Consider the following 15,527-nt stretch of genomic DNA (forward strand, 5'->3'; position numbering starts at 1 on the left):
CGATCTATCCTTTGACGGCGCCGGCGGTCAGGCCGGTGACGAGATAGCGTTGCAGGAAGGCGAAGAAGATGCAGACCGGGATCAGCGCCAGGATGGATGCCGCCATCATCTGTCCCCAGTCGACGGCGAACTTGCCGATAAAGGTGAGCAGGCCGACGGCGAAGGTCTTCTGGTCGTCGCTGGAAATCAGCATCAGCGCGAACAGAAGCTCGCTCCAGGCGGCGGTGAAGACGAAGCCGAGCGTCGCGCCCATGCCGGGCAGCGTCAGCGGCACGATCACCTTGCGCATGGCCTGCGCGCGGGTGCAGCCGTCGATCATCGCGGCCTCTTCCAAATCCTTGGGGATGCCGTCGAAGAACGACTGCATCAGGAAGGTGGCAAAGGCCGTGTTGAAGGCGGTGTAGATGATGATCAGCCCGGTCAGGCTGTTGATCAGGCCGATCTGCCCCATCACGCGGTAGATCGGCGGAATGACCATCACCAGCGGAAAAGTCTGGGTGAGCAGCAACATCAGCGCCAGGGCTGCCTTGCCGCGAAAGGTGAAGCGCGACATGGCATAGCCGGCGAGCGTGGCGATGATCGTCACCAGTGCCGCCGTCGAGACCGAGACGATGACGCTGTTGAGGAAATAGCGCGGAAAATCGGTCGTCTCGAGCACGGTGACGAAGTTCTGCAGCGTCATGTGCGATGGCCAGAAGGTGATGCCTTCGGAATAGAGCAGCCGCTCCGGCGTGACCGAGATCTTCAGCGTCCAGTAGATCGGGAACAGGGAAAAGAACACGTAGGCCGCGATTGCCGCGTAGAGGCCGATGCCGCCGAAGAAGCGCTGCGAGGCTGTGCGTCCTGCGATCATCAGACGTGCCTCACCAGCGTGCGACGGATGCCGATCAGGGCGATCGCATAGGCGATGAGCAGGATCAGCAACAGCACCGCCACCGCCGAGGCATAGCCCTTGTCCAGCGATTTGAAGGCGCTGACATAGATGTAGACCGGCACCGTGTTGGTCGAGCCGGCCGGCCCGCCCTCCGTCATCACGAAGATCAGGTCGGCGAAGGTGGCGATCCAGATGGTGCGCAACATCACGGTGATGGCGATGGTCGGCGCCAGAAACGGCAGCGTCACCTTGGTGAAGCGCTGCCAGGGCGAGGCTCCATCGATAGCCGCTGCCTCATGCAGTTCCGATGGAATGGATTTCAGTGCCGCCAAGAGGGTGATGGCAAAGAACGGAATGCCGAACCAGATATTGGCGACGATCGGTCCCCACATGGCGGTAGAGGGATCGGACAGCACATTGGTCGGCTCGGCTTTCAGCCCCAACGCAAACAGCCAGTGCGGCAGCGGGCCGATGATCGGATTGAACAGCCAGGCCCAGGTCAGGCCTGACAGGAAGGACGGCACCGCCCAAGGCAGGAAGACCAGGGCTTGTACTGCCTTGCGGCCGCGAAACGGCTTGTCGAGCAGGAGCGCCAGGCCAAGGCCGAGGAAGAACTGGAAGAAAAGGCTGGCGACGGTCCACCACAACGTGTTGACCAGCGCCTGCCCCAGCACCTGATCCGACAGCATCGCCTGATACTGCCCGAGCCCGACATATTCGGACTTGAACGCTGAGAACTTGCGGAAGGAGTAGCTGATGCCGATGACCAGCGGCACCAAAAGCACCACGACCAGCAGGATGATCGCCGGGCTGAGATAGAGCCATGGCTCGATGGCGGCGTGGGATAGCCGCTTGCGACGCGGCTTGCCGGCGGATCGTATTTCGGACACGGCGTAGGTCATTGGCTGAGGATCGGCTCCCTGGAGCGGCGTCTGGAACAGCGTCCTTCTCCCCGTTCACGGGGAGAAGATGCCGGCAGGCAGATAGGGGCAGCGCGAACCAATCGAGGCATAGCGCCGCCCCTCATCCGACCCTATCGGGCCACCTTCTCCCCGTAGAACGGGGAGGAGGAAAAAGAGGCGCTTACTTCTTGTTCTTCGCCAGCCAGTCCTGCTGTTCCTTGGTCAGGAAGGCAGCCCATTGGTCGGCGACGTCCTTGGCCGTCTTCTGGCCAAGCAGCACTTCCTGAAAATTCTTGATCGCCACCTGGTCGACGAAATTGCCGAGGTTCTCCAGATGCGTCGGCGGGGTGACCATTTCATATTTGGAGCTGTCGCTGAGCTCCGTGAACCAGCCCTTGAACTGCTCCGTCTTGAAATGGGGATCCTGGTCGGCGCCGTTGTGGATCGGGACGACGCCGACTTCCTTGGCCCATTCCAGATTGTCCTTCGGCGACAGAAGCGTCGCCATCAGCTTCCAGGCGTCGTCCTTGTGCTGCGAGTTGGCAAACATCGCCCAGCCGGCATAGCCCAGCGTCGGATAGGATTTGCCGCTCGGTCCGACCGGCAAAGGCGCCACGGCGAAATCGTCCGCGCTCATCTTGTCGGCGATGCCGAGCAGCGCGTCCGGATCCTGGTTGAGCATGGCACAGGTGCCGGAATAGAAGCCGGTGACCGTTTCGTTGAAACCCCAGCTCACCGCATCCTTCGGCGCCAATCCGTCCTTGTACATGTCGGCCAGCATCTGCAGGCCCTTGACCGAGCCTTCTTCGTTGATCGTCGAAGTGCCGTCCTCGTTGAAGTAGCCGCCCTTGCCGGCGGCGATGTTCATGAACATGTGCATGCCGTTGAAGGCGCCCGGCCCGCCGCGCAGGCAGTAGCCGTATTTGCCCGGCAACGCAGAGATTTTCTTGGCGTCGGCGATGAAATCGTCGAGCGTCGCCGGCGGGCCGTCGAGGCCGGCCTCCTTGAACAGTTTCTTGTTCCAGAACAGCGCGTTCACATAGTAGCCGTAGGGGATCATGAACTGGGTGTTGTTGACGGTCGAGCCGAACTGCTTGGCGCGGTCGCCCAGCGTCTTGGCATCATCCCATTTGGCCATATACGGTCCGAGATCCTCGAGCTGGGCATTGTTGGCATAGAGGCCCATCCAGCGTTCCGGCATTTCGACGATGTCAGGCGTATCGCCGGCCTGCACCATGGTCAGGAATTTCTCGAACGCCTGGCCCCAGGGCAGCGAGATAAGCTCGACCTTGATGCCCGGATTGGCGGTTTCGAACTCGGCGATCTGCTTCTTCAGGAATTCGGTGCGCGGCGGGCTGGTGATGACTTCGACCATTTTCAGTGTCGAGTCGGCCACGGCATTTCCGGCGGAAATCGCCAGCCCCGCAACGGTGGCCAGCATGACGGTCAGTTTTTTCATGTTCAAGACTCCCATTTTGAACCCGCTTGTTATTTTCTGGCTTTTTCGAAGGCCTGGGCGACGTCAGCCCACAGGTCTTCGACACTCTCCAATCCGACATTGAAGCGGATGGTTCGGGGGCTGACGCCGAAGCGCGCCATCGAATTCAGGCCCGGCGTCTGCTCCAGCGACGCCTTGGCCGGTACGACCAGGCTTTCATGCCCGCCCCAGCTGACGCCGATGCGGAAATATTTCAGTGCGTCGACGAAGACGGGGATGTCGATCTCGTCCGTCACCTCGAAGGAGAACAGACCGGCATAGCCGGCCAGCGTCGCCTTGCCCGGGTGGTTCGAATAGATGGGGTGGTTGACCCGCTCGACACTGGCATGCGCCTTCAGCCGTTCGGCGATGGTCAGCCCGCTCTTCATGTGGTGCGGCAGGCGCAGCGGCAGCGTGCGCAGGCCGCGCAGCAACAGCCACGCCTCGAACGGTGACAGCTTGCCGCCGAGATAGGAATAGGTCTGCTCGTTGATGTGCTTGATATGAGCAGCCGAACCCGCCACCACGCCCGCGACGGTGTCGCTGTGGCCGCCAAGGTATTTCGAGGCCGAATGCAGCACCAGGTCGACGCCATGCGTGATCGGCTTCTGGAACACCGGCGTCGCCCAGGAATTGTCGATCGTGGTGACGATGCCCTGTTCCTTGGCCAACCGTGTCAGATGCGCGATGTCCTGCAACTCGAACATCATCGAGGTCGGGCTTTCCAGATAAAGTAGCTTGGCGCCGGGAAGTGCCGCCGCGACCGCATCCGGGTCGGAGCCGTCGACATAATCGACCTTGATGTTGAGCCGCGGCAACAACCGCTCGAACAGCCGGTAGGCATCGCCATAGCAATTGCGCACCGCCACGATGCGCTCGCCTGCCCCAACGAACGCAAGCACCGTGGCGCTGATCGCCGCCATGCCACTGGAAAAGCCGCGCGCTGCTTCTGCGCCTTCGAGCGCGGCGACACGCGCCTCGAACTCCATCACCGTCGGATTGTCGCCACGCGAGTAGATCGGCTGCTTTCGTTTGCCGGCAAAGGTATCGGCCATCTCGGCATAGTTGGCGAAGGTGAACAGCGAGGTCTGGTAGATCGGCGGCACCACCGCACCGCCGGGAAACGGTTCGTCATGCGCCAAAAGTGTTGCCGCCTCCAAGAGATAGTCGTGATCGAAACCGGATGGATGCTCGTTCATGTCTGGCTCGAAAGTTTGAGTTTGGCCGCACCGCGCTTGAGATCGTCCTCGACGGTGGCGATCAGCTTGAGCGCTTCGGCGCGGGCGCCCTGCGGGTCACGGGCTGCGATGCATTCGTAGATGGTGCGGTGATAGGGAAAGCTGGCATGGCCGAAATCGCGAACGCCGAGCGGATGCTCCCAGAAGCGGTGGAACAATTCGTACATGGCGGCGATGATCTGCTCGAACAGCGGATTACCCGAGGCCCGGTAAATCGCCTGGTGGAACTCCCAATCCTCTTCCGACGACATGCCGTCGCGCGTGCGGAACGCCTGCTCCATGATGTCGAGCTTGCGTGCAATCTCGGCGATGTCGGCCTGGCTGGCGCGTTCGGCGCAAAGTGCTGCGGCCTCCGCCTCCAGCGCGCGGCGGATCTCCATCGTCTGCATCAGGCTGGTGAAATCATTGCCGCCCGCCAGCGTCAGCGGCATGTGCAGCATATCGTGTGAAACAGCCGCCTTGAGATAGGTGCCGCTGCCCTGCCGGCGCTCGACGAGGCCGAGCCCTTCCCAGCGTGTCAGTGCCTCGCGCACGGTGTTGCGGCTGACCTTCAGCCGCTCGGCCAGAATGCGTTCGGTTGGAAGCCGCTCGCCCGGCTGCAAGGCCTCGGCGCGAACAAAGCCCACCAACGCCTTCAGCACGGCGTCGTCGCGCGCCGTGGTCTGAATGGGTGGCAGGCTGTTCTGGTCCACATTTCCTCCAAGTGGTCCAATGGTCCAACCAATTTCTGCACAGAAGGAAGCTCCTGTCAACCAACTGTCAGGAGCACTGTCGGAGGGAGGGACGCGATACTCTCAAGGCGATCGCGCGGTCGCGCTTCGATCGTGTCTGCTAACCTGCGGTGGCAGGCGGCCCGAACCAGGTGGTCAGCGCGTCCACCAGGCCCTGTTGGGTTCCCGCCCCGGCCCAAGCCACATAACCATCGGGCCGGATCAAGACCGCGTCGGGCGAAACGACCGTCCCGAGAGCCGGGAGGTCCCAGATACCGGCGTAACCGGCGTCGATCTGCCGGACCCGATCAGCCCAGGACGCGATGTCCAGCCTGCCGGGCTCACCGAGGTTGAGCAGCACGGGCCGCGCGTCGTGCAGCAAGGTGAAGACCCGCAACCGTCCGCCGGCGGTGGTCAGATCGAGATCTGGCATTCGCCGCCCAAGCAGTGGATGCCCCTCGCCAAGGTCGTAATGAACACCCAAACCAGACATCTCCGCGGCGATTTTCTTGCGGGGTTCATCCATGCCGAGCAACTCGGCAACGGTGTCGGCCAAGGCCTTGCTGCGGTCATCCGTGCGGCGAAGCGCAACCTGCGCCATCGTGTTGCGCAACACGCGGGCGGCGACCGGATGGCGCTCGGCGTGATAGCTTTCGAGCAGGCTTTGCGGCGATGTCCCCTTGATGATTTGGGCCAGCTTCCATCCAAGGTTCACCGCATCCTGCACGCCGATGTTGAGGCCCTGTCCGCCGATCGGCGGATGGATGTGCGCGGCATCACCCGCCAGCAGCACGCGCCTGTCGCGATATGCGGTGGCCTGGCGCGTCATGTCGGTGAAGCGGGAGAGCCAGGTCGGGCTGTGGACCCCGAAGTCGGTGCCGTAGACGGCAGTCAGCGCCTCGCTGAGCTCGCGCAGGGTCGGTTCGCCGCGCGCCTTCAGGCGGGGCTCCGTCAGCACGACGCCAACCTTCCTGCCGCCCTCGATCTTACCCAGGGCATGAATTCCGGAGGCGTTGCTGCGGAAGCCCCATGCCGGTTCTTCCGACATTTCGACCTCGGCAATCATCCAGCTCATCGTCGGATCCCATCCGGCGAACTCGATACCGGTCGCCTTGCGAATGGTGCTGCGGCCTCCGTCACAGCCGACCAGATATGCGGCCCTCAGGCGGTGACCGGTGGACAGTTCGACGTCGACGCCGCTGTCGTCCTGGGTAAACCTCGTAACCTCGTGTCCGCGATAGATCGGTACCTTCAACTCGCCGACCCAGTCGGCCAGGATGCGCTCGATGTGGTTTTGCCGCAGCGCCAGCAGATAATTGTGGCGCGTGGGAAAATCGCTGATGCCTAACCGGATCATGTGGAAGCCCACGGACGGCGATATCTGTCCCTGTGAAAGAAACCGATCCACAATTCCGCGCTGGTCGAGCACCTCAAGAGTGCGCGCATGCAGGCCGCCTGCGCGCAATCCTGCCAATTTCTGATCCGGTCGCCTTTCGAAAATGGCAACGTCCACGCCTGCCAGCGCCAGTTCGCCTGCCAGCATCAATCCCGTCGGACCACCCCCGGCGATCACAACCGCATGATCTGAAATCATTATCATAACTCCCGTTTTCCGCACCTGGCTTGGGTCGCGGTTTTACGGGAGGAGCCGGGTCTTGCCGCAAGCCCCTTGTGCGCCATATCTATGAAATGGAAGGGTGCTCTTCCCCTCATCGTTGGCTGCTCTCAAAGCGAACCTGTGTTGGAACGGCTAGAACGCAGATTCTTCCGTGCTTTAGCACGGAGTTCTGATGTTCTTTTGGAGAGAAGGGGGCCGGTCGGCGTTTGGCAGCGGTACGAGGAGGCCACTATGTGCCAGCGCCGGCCGGCCGACCCCACGGACCCAGGAGATGCGGCGGACCTGAGCATCATGGGGTATTCCCAGGATCGGAGCCGGTTTTCTATCCTCGTGCCGGCTTCGTCTTGGCCTGCACAGTTGCGCAAGAGTTTATGAAAATCAACAGTTTCTTAACCAAGGCTCGCGAATCGCTTGGATTAAGGTAAACGGGTAACCCTGTCGGGTTGACAGGATAATCGGGGCTGGATCGCTACGCCGCCTTGGCGACGACGCGATTTCGGCCGCCGCTTTTGGCTTCGTAGAGCGCGAGATCGGCACGCTTCATCAGCGCCGCCACCGTGTCCACGCCCTTCAGCACCGACGACACGCCGACGCTGACCGTGACTTCGATCGCCTTGCCGTCCTGCCCGATGGCGAAAGCCGCCTGGGCGATTTCGGCGCGAATGCGCTCGGCTACCTTCTCGGCCACCGCGCCCTCGGTGTCCGGCATCACCACGACGAACTCCTCCCCGCCAAAACGGCAGGCAAGGTCGATACCCCTGACATTCTTGCGCAGCCGTCGTGCGAATTCCCGCAGAACCTCGTCGCCGCCGTCATGACCGTGCGCGTCGTTGATCGCCTTGAAGCGGTCGAGGTCGGTGATCATCACCGACAGCGGCCGGCGCCGCGCCACGGCGCGATCGAACAGCGTCTGCAGGTGGCTGTCTAGATAGCGGCGGTTGTGCAGCCCGGTCAGTCCATCGGTCACCGCCATTTCGATGGTTTGGGTGACGCTGGCGCGCAGCTGGTCGTTGTAACGCTTGCGGCGCACCTGGGTGCGCAGCCGCGCCGTCAATTCCTGCTGGTCGATCGGCCGCATCAGATAATCATTGATGCCGAGTTCGAGGCCGCGGATGATGCGTTCCTCCTCGCCCTCCTCCGCCAACAGGATGATCGGCACGAAACGGGTGCGATCGAGCGAGCGCAACTGCGAACAGAGCCTCAGCGGATCGAAATCGGCGAACGCGGTCGAGATCATCACGCATTCATAGGACGTCTCGGCGGCCTGGAAGAAACCGGCATGCGGATCATGTGTGACGTCGAGATCGGCCCGGTCGCGCAGCATCTTCTGGATGCGCTCGACGGATGATTTGCGTTCGTCGATCAAAAGCACCTTGGGCGTCGTGTCCTCGGATGCGAAATTGCGGCTGAGCAACTCCTCGATGCCGATGTTGCGCGTCGTCGAGGCGCGCAGCCGCAACTCGTCGGTGAGCGACTTCAGGCGAACCAGGCTCTTGACGCGCGTCATAAGCTGCAGGTCGTTGACCGGCTTGGTCAGGAAGTCGTCGGCACCGGCCTCGAGCCCGCGGACGCGGTCGGAGACCTGATCGAGCGCGGTGATCATCACCACCGGAATGTGCGATGTCGCCGGATCGCTCTTCAGCCGCCGACAGACCTCGAAGCCGTCCATGTCCGGCATCATCACGTCGAGCAGCACGACATCGACCTTGCCGTTCTCACAGGTCTCGATCGCATCCGGCCCGTTGGTGGCGGTCAGCACTTCGAAATATTCGGCCAGCAGCCGCACTTCCAGCAGCCGCACATTGGCAGGGATATCGTCGACGACGAGGATCCGCGCAGTCATTTCACAAGGCTCCGGCTCGGCTGAAGGGGCACATCACGCATCGCCCAGATAGGATTTGATGGTTTCGATGAAACGCGGCACCGAGATCGGCTTAGAAATATAAGCCTCGCAGCCACCCTGGCGGATACGTTCCTCGTCGCCCTTCATGGCGAAGGCGGTCACCGCAATGACCGGGATGACGTGCAGTTCGTCGTCTTCCTTCAGCCATTTGGTCACTTCAAGCCCCGACACTTCAGGCAATTGGATATCCATCAGGATCAGATCCGGCCGGTGCTGGCGCGCCAAATCGAGCGCTTCCAGACCGTTTCGGGTGCGCACGGTCTCGTAACCGCTTGCCTCGATGAGGTCCCGAAAGAGCTTCATATTGAGCTCATTGTCTTCGACGATCATAACCTTCTTCGGCATCGATTTCCCGTCCCGGCTGCCCTTCCGCTTCGAAGGCAACCGTCATGCGCCCATGTCTGAACGCATCAAACCCTGCTTCACTTTACGGCAATATGATTGACGAAACGGAAATCCGCGGCTGGAAAACAGCGCGAATTCCACCTCGTCCCCTGCGCGTCCAAAGGGCGCGCCACGCTCTAATGGCTTGCCGCAAGCAACTCTTGCCATTACTGCGGGAGAGACTCATTCCACACACCGAAGGTAGTGATGGCAAACGCAGCGTCAATGCGCGAAGAAGCGGAATCGATTGCCGTGAAGGCCCTGGGCTTCGTCGCCTCCGATCCGGAGCTTCTGCCGCGCTTTCTGGCAATCACCGGCATAGAGGTCCATTCGATCCGCAAAGCCGCCAGCGAGCCGGGTTTTCTGGCCGGTGTCCTGCAGTTCATCCTCGCCCACGAGCCGACTCTGATGCGCTTTGCCGAGGAAACCGGCACCCCGCCGGCGGCTGTCGGCAAAGCCTTGCGGTCGCTGCCGCTGGGCGACGACAACCACGAGCATTCCATATGAGCGATGATCCGGAAACCGCGCGCCAGATCGAAGAACTGGCAGCCGACGACCGACCCTTGCTTGTCCTCGATGTCGACGATGTCGTGCTCGAATTCATCCGACCGTTTCCGAATTTCCTCAAGGCGCGCGGCTATGGCCTGACGCTGGCCTCGTTCCGGCTGACCGGCAACATCGCAGAGACCGCCAGCGGCCGCCTGATCGAACAGCCCGAAGTCACGGCACTGCTGGCCGATTTCTTTGACGCGCAAGCCGATTGGCAAAACATTACTGACGGCGCGTCAGAAGCCCTGGCAGGGCTTGGCGATCGCGCGGAAATCATCTTGCTGACGGCCATGCCGCACAAACACCGTGCCGTGCGTCGCGTCCATCTCGACGCGCTTGGGCTGAGCTACCCGCTTCTGACCACTGAAATGGCCAAAGGACCGGCAGTGGCCAAGCTTCGCGGCAAGGTCGGCCGACCGGTGGTCTTCGTCGACGATCAGCCGCACAATCTGGCGTCGGTACGGGAATCGGTCGCCGACGCCGAACTGTTCCACCTGATGGCCGACAATTCGCTGCGCGCATTCCTGCCGCCGGTGACGGACGATGTGGTCGTCGTCCAGGACTGGCACGAGGCAGCGCCCAAGATCGCAAGCGCGCTGGGGCTCTGAACTCCAGCTTCAGGGTTCAGTTCGCACCTGCGCCGCCGCTGTCGTCTCCGCTGTCATCGGCGCCGTCACCATCATCCATGCTGTCGTCCACGGCCGGATCGGCGGGCTTCAGCATGACGCCATTGACGGTGACCGAGCCATCGGCCTTGGCATTGACGATCCATTCCAGCCGGCCATCGGGCAGCGTCTTGCCAAAGCCCTTCGCCATGAGAGCGACTGGCACGTATTGGCCAACCTCCGGTTCCGACTTTGCCGCTTCCTGCAGGCCTTCGACAAGCTTGTCGAAGCCGGCGACATCGACGGTTACGCTTCCTTCGGGCTTTTCGCCTGGGAATGTCATCTCGCCTTCCAGCGCGATCTCCGTGTCCTTGTTCTTCACGGTGCTGTGGCCAAGCACGACCTTCGGCATCTTGGCCAAGAAGTCGACTTTAAGCTGCTCGCCGAATTCGGCCGACAGAGGCGGATTCTTATTGAGATCAAAGGCTTCGATCGCCTTCTTCGCCATGCTGTCGAGATCGATATTGGCGCCGCCAAAGTTCAAATCGACATCGGTGGGTAACAACCCCACGCTCCAGCTCGGCAGAAGCTGGGTCGGCACGCTCAGCCCCGATGCCTTGATGCCGTACGTGATCGTCCCGTTCTGGGCCACGCCATCGGTGCCGAACACGGTGCTGAGCTGGGTGGCGCCGAAATTGCCGACCGGGCTTTCCACCGCAAAATCCTTGAAACCGTAGGTCCCGTCGATACGCTGCCAAAGCGGCAAGGCGGCGAGCAGAAGCGATTTGAGCTGCGCCTGGTTGGCCTTCAGCGTCGCCTCGTCCTCGTTGGCCACCGCAAATGCCAGGAGATCGAGCAATGGCTTGGTCCGCACGCCCTTGCCGCTGGCTTCGACCGACAGTTCCGGCGACCTGACGCTGACCGGGAATTTCAACCCGCTCTCCGGATCGTCGAAATTGATCGCTTCGACAAAGCTCGACACCTTTTGCGAGGTTGTGAAATCGACGCCCCCGGCCGCCGACTTGGTCGCGGCAACGGTCGCGACGCCGGCGCCCGTGCTGGCTTCCATGCGCTGCTTGGCATCCTTCGATGCCATCGTCACGCCGGCCATCGAGCTGGTGCCGCTGGTAAAGGCCGCCAGATTTGGATCGTAGACGCCCGAACCCTTGCCGTCCTTGATCGAAAACTGAGTGCTTTGCAGCCCCTCGGGTCCATTGAACTCGAAGGAGGCGGTTTGGGAGAAATCCATGGAGACATCCCAGGACCCGTCGCTGCGCGGCTTGACCATCAGGGCATAGGGCGCGAAGTCGAACTTCAGCAGTTTCTGGTCCAGAAACGATGCGGCAAGTGCCTTGAAATCGAACAGGATCCTGTAGGCGCCACCTTCAAGCGAAACCTTCAAAATGCCTTTGTCGATGGCCTGCTTGCCGACATAGCGGGACAAGTCGTCGGACAATTGCTTCGCACCCTGACTGTCGACGGTCTGACCGAACGCAGGCGCGCTCAACGCAAGGAGGAAAACGAATGGCAGGGCACGGTTCACGCGAATTCTCCGTTTGACCTAATGCATGTCGCCCAAAGTGGGTCCTGGTTTGGGAGAACGACATGCATAAACAAAACCCCAAAGCGCATGCGCTTTAGAAGGTACGTCCGTCTGGTATGAAATTACTGCTGCAACCGCAAGGTGAGATCAACAAGCCACGAGCGGACCTCATCAAAGCACCAGCCGCATCAGCGGGCGGCCGGCCTTGCGTTCCACCAGCCGCTCGAAACCCGCCTTCTCGAAGATCCGCGACGAGCCGACGAACAGGCCGATCGAGCGCGAATCGCGAGACAGGTCCATCGGGCACGCCTCGAGCAGCCGGGCTCCATTCTGGCGGGCGAAATCGATGCCGCCTTCGACGAGGCGATGCGTGATGCCCCTGCCGCGCGCCTTGGCGCGGATGAAGAAGCAGGAGATCGCCCAGACGCCCGGATCCGCGGCGTCGGCAGGATCGACCGGTGCCGAGCCCCTGCCCTGATTGTTCCATTCGGGTACGTCGGCGCGCGGTCCCATCTGCATCCAGCCGACCGCCTGGCCATCCTCGAATGCCAGCAGTCCGGGCGGCGGGCCGGCCTCGATACGCGCCTTGATGTGGTCCTTGTTGCGTTCCCGGCTGCTCTCGCGGCGCATCGCCGGCGCCAGCCGGAAATGCGTGCACCAGCAGCCGTAGCAGGCGCCTTGCTTGCCGAAGAGGTCCTCGAATTCAGCCCAAAGCTCGGGTGCAAGCGGCGCTATGGTCGTGCTCATGCGTTCTCCCCAGGCCAGCCTTGTCGCTGGCCTTGCACTGTCGTACCATTGCTTCTGTTCTCTTTATGTTCGCAGCGATGGCGGCCCCTGTCAACAATCCCGATCACGGCTTTTGCCGCGACTGCCTGACGTTTCAGCGCAGCCAGGCGCGCCGCTGCGAGCGCTGCGGTAGTCCTCGGCTTGTGCGTCATCCAGAGCTTTACCGGCTGCATCTGGCCCATATCGATTGCGACGCCTTCTATGCGGCGATCGAAAAGCGCGACAATCCGGCGCTCAAGGACAAGCCGCTGATCATCGGCGGCGGCAAGCGCGGCGTCGTCTCCACCGCATGCTATATCGCCCGCATCCAAGGCGTGCGCTCGGCCATGCCGATGTTCAAGGCGCTCGAAGCCTGCCCGGAGGCGGTGGTCATCAGCCCCAACATGGAAAAATACGTGCGCGTCGGCCGCGAAGTGCGCGCCATGATGCAAGCGCTGACACCGCTGGTCGAGCCGCTGTCGATCGACGAGGCGTTTCTCGACCTCGCCGGCACCGAACGGCTGCACGGCCTGCCGCCCGCTGTGGTGCTGGCGCGCTTCGCGCAGGCCGTCGAGAAGGAGATCGGCATCACCGTTTCGGCCGGCCTGTCCTATTGCAAGTTCCTCGCCAAGATTGCGTCTGACTTTCGCAAGCCGCGCGGTTTCTCGGTCATCGGCGAGGCCGAGGCAGTCGGCTTCCTCTCGGCGCAGCCGGTGACCATGATCTGGGGTGTCGGAAAGGCATTCAACGCCACGCTGGAGCGTGACGGCATCCGCACCATCGGCCAGTTGCAGCAGATGGATCGCGGCGACCTGATGCGCCGCTACGGCACGATGGGCGACCGGCTCTACCACCTTTCGCGCGGCGAGGACGTCCGCCGCGTCGATCCCGACCAGGATGCCAAGAGCGTATCGGCCGAAACCACCTTCGACACCGATATCGCGTCGCTGGAGGAACTGGTCGCGGTTCTCAGGGGCCTTTCGGAAAAGGTCTCGGCACGGCTGAAAAAGTCAGGCATTGCCGGGCGCACCGTGGTGCTGAAGCTGAAGACCCAGGATTTCAAGCTGCGCACGCGCAATCGCCAGCTCGGCGATCCGACCCGGCTCGCCGACCGCATCTTTCAGACCGGGGTGGAGCTTCTGCGCAAGGAAACCGACGGCACGAAGTATCGGCTGCTTGGCATCGGCGTCAGCGACCTCTCGGACGACGACAAGGCCGACCCGCCCGATCTGGTCGACATCCAATCGCGCAAGCGCGCCATGGCCGAAGGCGCCATCGACGCCCTGCGCGACAAGTTCGGCCGCAAGGCGGTGGAAACCGGCTACACATTCGGCAAGGGCCGCCACACCCATCCGCCGGAGCCGCTCGAGGATTAGGTGCGCTGCAGATCAATCCTGCTCGTCACCACGCTCTTGCCGGTTTTCGGGTCGGTGTCGATGACGGTCAGCCGCATGCCCTTCTCGCCGCGTTTCTCGACCTTCATCTGCGCCCTTCGGTCGCCATTGACCTCCTTGGCCCAGCGAATGCCCAGGTTGATCGCGTTGCCCGAACGGCTGCCGTTAAGCTGCGCCGGTCCCGTGCGAGAGCCGACATAGGTGCCGCTGTATTTGGCACCGCTGGCCTTCAGGTCCGCGCTGATGGCGCGCGTGACCACGACAAGTCCCCGGCAATTGCCGTCGAGCGACAGGGAGGTCGATGTCGCGTTCGAGCTGAACGTGCAGGACACGTTCACGGTCGGCGCATCGGTGGTGACCTTGACGATACCCTTGCCGGCGAAATTGCCCTTGAACGCCTGGAGAAATTGGGCCTCGTCGGCATGTGCCGCGCCTGCCGCAACCAATAAGCCGCCGGCAAGCGCGAATTGCGCGAAGGATCTCATTGAAGCTCTCCTTGTCGATCTTGAAAAAGGCGGGACGGTCCGCGAGCACGGCTGACCACCGGAACTCAACGCCACTTGCCGTTTCAGGTTCCGCCCGCCACACGACTGTTTTACAACATCCAGCCAGTCGCGACTGGCCCAGAAGAATGCCTTGTGTAGCGATTGCGGCAGAAGCCCTCGCCTGCGACACAGCGCGAATGGCACCCACCCCCTCGATCCCCAAGGCCGCGTTCTGGATGGCACTGTCGATCGCTTCCTTCCTTGGGATGACGGTCGCCGGCCGAGCCACGACAGCGGAGCTCAACGTCTTCCAGGTGCTTGAGTTGCGCTCTGTGATCGGCTTCTTCATTCTTCTGCCGCTGGTGATGATGAGTGGCGGTTTTCGAGCCATGCGCACGCAGCGCCCCATTGCCCATATCGCCCGCAACGTCATCCATTACACGGGCCAGGCGGCCTGGCTCTACGCCCTCACTTTGATCCCGCTGGCGGTGCTGATCTCGATCGAATTCACCACGCCGATCTGGACAGCTATCCTGGCGGTGATTTTTCTGGGTGAAAGGCTGAACCGGCCCAAGCTGGCAGCGATCGGGCTGGGGCTGATCGGCGTGGTGATCATCGTGCGCCCCGGTGTCGGCTCGGTCGACCCTGGACATCTCGTCGTGCTGGGTGCCGCGGCCTGCTTCGGCATCTCGGTGGTCACGATCAAATCGCTGACCCGGACTGACAGCGTCGTGCGCATCATCTGCTGGATGCTGATTATCCAGTCGATGGTCGGTCTCATCCCGGCGCTCTATACGTGGCGCAATCCGCCACTGGAGCTATGGCCGTGGATCGTGCTGATCGCTTTCACCGGCATGTCGTCGCATTTCTGTATGGCCCGCGCGCTTGGCTATGCCGATGCGACCATCGTCTCGCCGATGGATTTTCTGCGCGTGCCGCTATCGGCGCTGATTGGCTGGCTGCTCTATAGCGAGCAGATCGATGCCTTCACCGCCGGCGGCGCGCTGCTGATCCTGATGGGCAATCTGCTCAATCTTCAGCGCAGGGCTATAAAGCCGGCCGAAGTGGCGGCGTCGTAGT

The 15,527-nt window shown here is 62.2% G+C and carries 15 protein-coding genes; 4 read left to right on the forward strand and 11 right to left on the reverse strand.

All coding sequences use genetic code 11. The annotated features are described in order from the left end of the window. Window positions 1-4 precede the first annotated feature (4 nt). The 8 genes from AC0L24_RS10215 to AC0L24_RS10250 form a co-directional block, all read right to left on the reverse strand. Window positions 5-853: a carbohydrate ABC transporter permease gene (locus AC0L24_RS10215; protein WP_127396861.1), complete on the reverse strand. Its 849-nt coding sequence runs from the start codon at window positions 851-853 to the stop codon at window positions 5-7. Further along, window positions 853-1,776: a carbohydrate ABC transporter permease gene (locus tag AC0L24_RS10220; RefSeq protein ID WP_128288532.1), complete on the reverse strand. Its 924-nt coding sequence runs from the start codon at window positions 1,774-1,776 to the stop codon at window positions 853-855. Before AC0L24_RS10220 ends, AC0L24_RS10215 begins: the two co-directional genes overlap by 1 nt. Before the next feature lie 181 nt (window positions 1,777-1,957). Continuing rightward, the gene (locus AC0L24_RS10225) at window positions 1,958-3,235 is read right to left on the reverse strand and encodes an ABC transporter substrate-binding protein (protein WP_127296148.1); all 1,278 of its coding nucleotides are present in this window, start codon (window positions 3,233-3,235) and stop codon (window positions 1,958-1,960) included. A gap of 29 nt (window positions 3,236-3,264) precedes the next feature. Continuing rightward, window positions 3,265-4,452 carry a PLP-dependent transferase gene (locus tag AC0L24_RS10230; protein WP_127810548.1) on the reverse strand — a complete coding sequence of 396 codons (1,188 nt, stop codon included), beginning with the start codon at window positions 4,450-4,452 and terminating at the stop codon, window positions 3,265-3,267. Next, on the reverse strand, window positions 4,449-5,183 hold the full coding sequence (locus tag AC0L24_RS10235; protein WP_027036801.1) for a FadR/GntR family transcriptional regulator: 735 nt from the start codon (window positions 5,181-5,183) through the stop codon (window positions 4,449-4,451). Before AC0L24_RS10235 ends, AC0L24_RS10230 begins: the two co-directional genes overlap by 4 nt. Before the next feature lie 139 nt (window positions 5,184-5,322). After that, window positions 5,323-6,795 (reverse strand): FAD-dependent monooxygenase, encoded by a 1,473-nt coding sequence (locus AC0L24_RS10240; RefSeq protein WP_473563684.1) that lies wholly within the window; start codon window positions 6,793-6,795, stop codon window positions 5,323-5,325. A gap of 493 nt (window positions 6,796-7,288) precedes the next feature. Next, window positions 7,289-8,662 carry a PleD family two-component system response regulator gene (locus tag AC0L24_RS10245; protein WP_023810534.1) on the reverse strand — a complete coding sequence of 458 codons (1,374 nt, stop codon included), beginning with the start codon at window positions 8,660-8,662 and terminating at the stop codon, window positions 7,289-7,291. A gap of 33 nt (window positions 8,663-8,695) precedes the next feature. Beyond that, window positions 8,696-9,067, reverse strand: a complete 372-nt coding sequence (locus AC0L24_RS10250) for a response regulator (RefSeq protein ID WP_013531932.1) — start codon at window positions 9,065-9,067, stop codon at window positions 8,696-8,698. A 246-nt stretch (window positions 9,068-9,313) separates the two neighbouring features. On the opposite strand from AC0L24_RS10250, the gene AC0L24_RS10255 reads away from it, so the two are divergent. Together AC0L24_RS10255 and AC0L24_RS10260 are read left to right on the forward strand one after the other, a co-directional pair. Next, window positions 9,314-9,613 (forward strand): DUF3572 domain-containing protein, encoded by a 300-nt coding sequence (locus AC0L24_RS10255; protein ID WP_024503583.1) that lies wholly within the window; start codon window positions 9,314-9,316, stop codon window positions 9,611-9,613. After that, window positions 9,610-10,263 (forward strand): hypothetical protein, encoded by a 654-nt coding sequence (locus AC0L24_RS10260; RefSeq protein WP_127398788.1) that lies wholly within the window; start codon window positions 9,610-9,612, stop codon window positions 10,261-10,263. The genes AC0L24_RS10255 and AC0L24_RS10260 overlap by 4 nt, the downstream gene beginning before the upstream one ends. Window positions 10,264-10,279: 16 nt before the next feature. On the opposite strand, the gene AC0L24_RS10265 is transcribed toward AC0L24_RS10260, so the two are convergent. Together AC0L24_RS10265 and AC0L24_RS10270 are read right to left on the reverse strand one after the other, a co-directional pair. Beyond that, entirely contained in the window at window positions 10,280-11,803 is a 1,524-nt protein-coding gene (locus tag AC0L24_RS10265; RefSeq protein ID WP_127810550.1) for a hypothetical protein, read from the reverse strand. A 171-nt stretch (window positions 11,804-11,974) separates the two neighbouring features. Further along, a complete protein-coding gene (locus AC0L24_RS10270; RefSeq protein ID WP_473563685.1) occupies window positions 11,975-12,550 on the reverse strand; it encodes a GNAT family N-acetyltransferase in 576 nt (191 codons plus the stop codon). Window positions 12,551-12,615: 65 nt separating this feature from the next. Between AC0L24_RS10270 and AC0L24_RS10275 the strand changes: the two genes are divergently transcribed. Continuing rightward, window positions 12,616-13,944: a DNA polymerase IV gene (locus tag AC0L24_RS10275; RefSeq protein WP_127396905.1), complete on the forward strand. Its 1,329-nt coding sequence runs from the start codon at window positions 12,616-12,618 to the stop codon at window positions 13,942-13,944. Here the strand turns inward: AC0L24_RS10275 and AC0L24_RS10280 are convergent. Further along, window positions 13,941-14,447, reverse strand: coding sequence for a hypothetical protein (locus AC0L24_RS10280; RefSeq protein ID WP_127396906.1), 507 nt, complete (start codon window positions 14,445-14,447; stop codon window positions 13,941-13,943). The genes AC0L24_RS10275 and AC0L24_RS10280 overlap by 4 nt on opposite strands. 197 nt (window positions 14,448-14,644) lie before the next feature. On the opposite strand from AC0L24_RS10280, the gene AC0L24_RS10285 reads away from it, so the two are divergent. Further along, window positions 14,645-15,526, forward strand: a complete 882-nt coding sequence (locus tag AC0L24_RS10285) for a DMT family transporter (RefSeq protein ID WP_127269138.1) — start codon at window positions 14,645-14,647, stop codon at window positions 15,524-15,526. Window position 15,527: the final 1 nt, after the last annotated feature.

The sequence above is a fragment of the Mesorhizobium sp. WSM4809 genome (assembly GCF_055811655.1).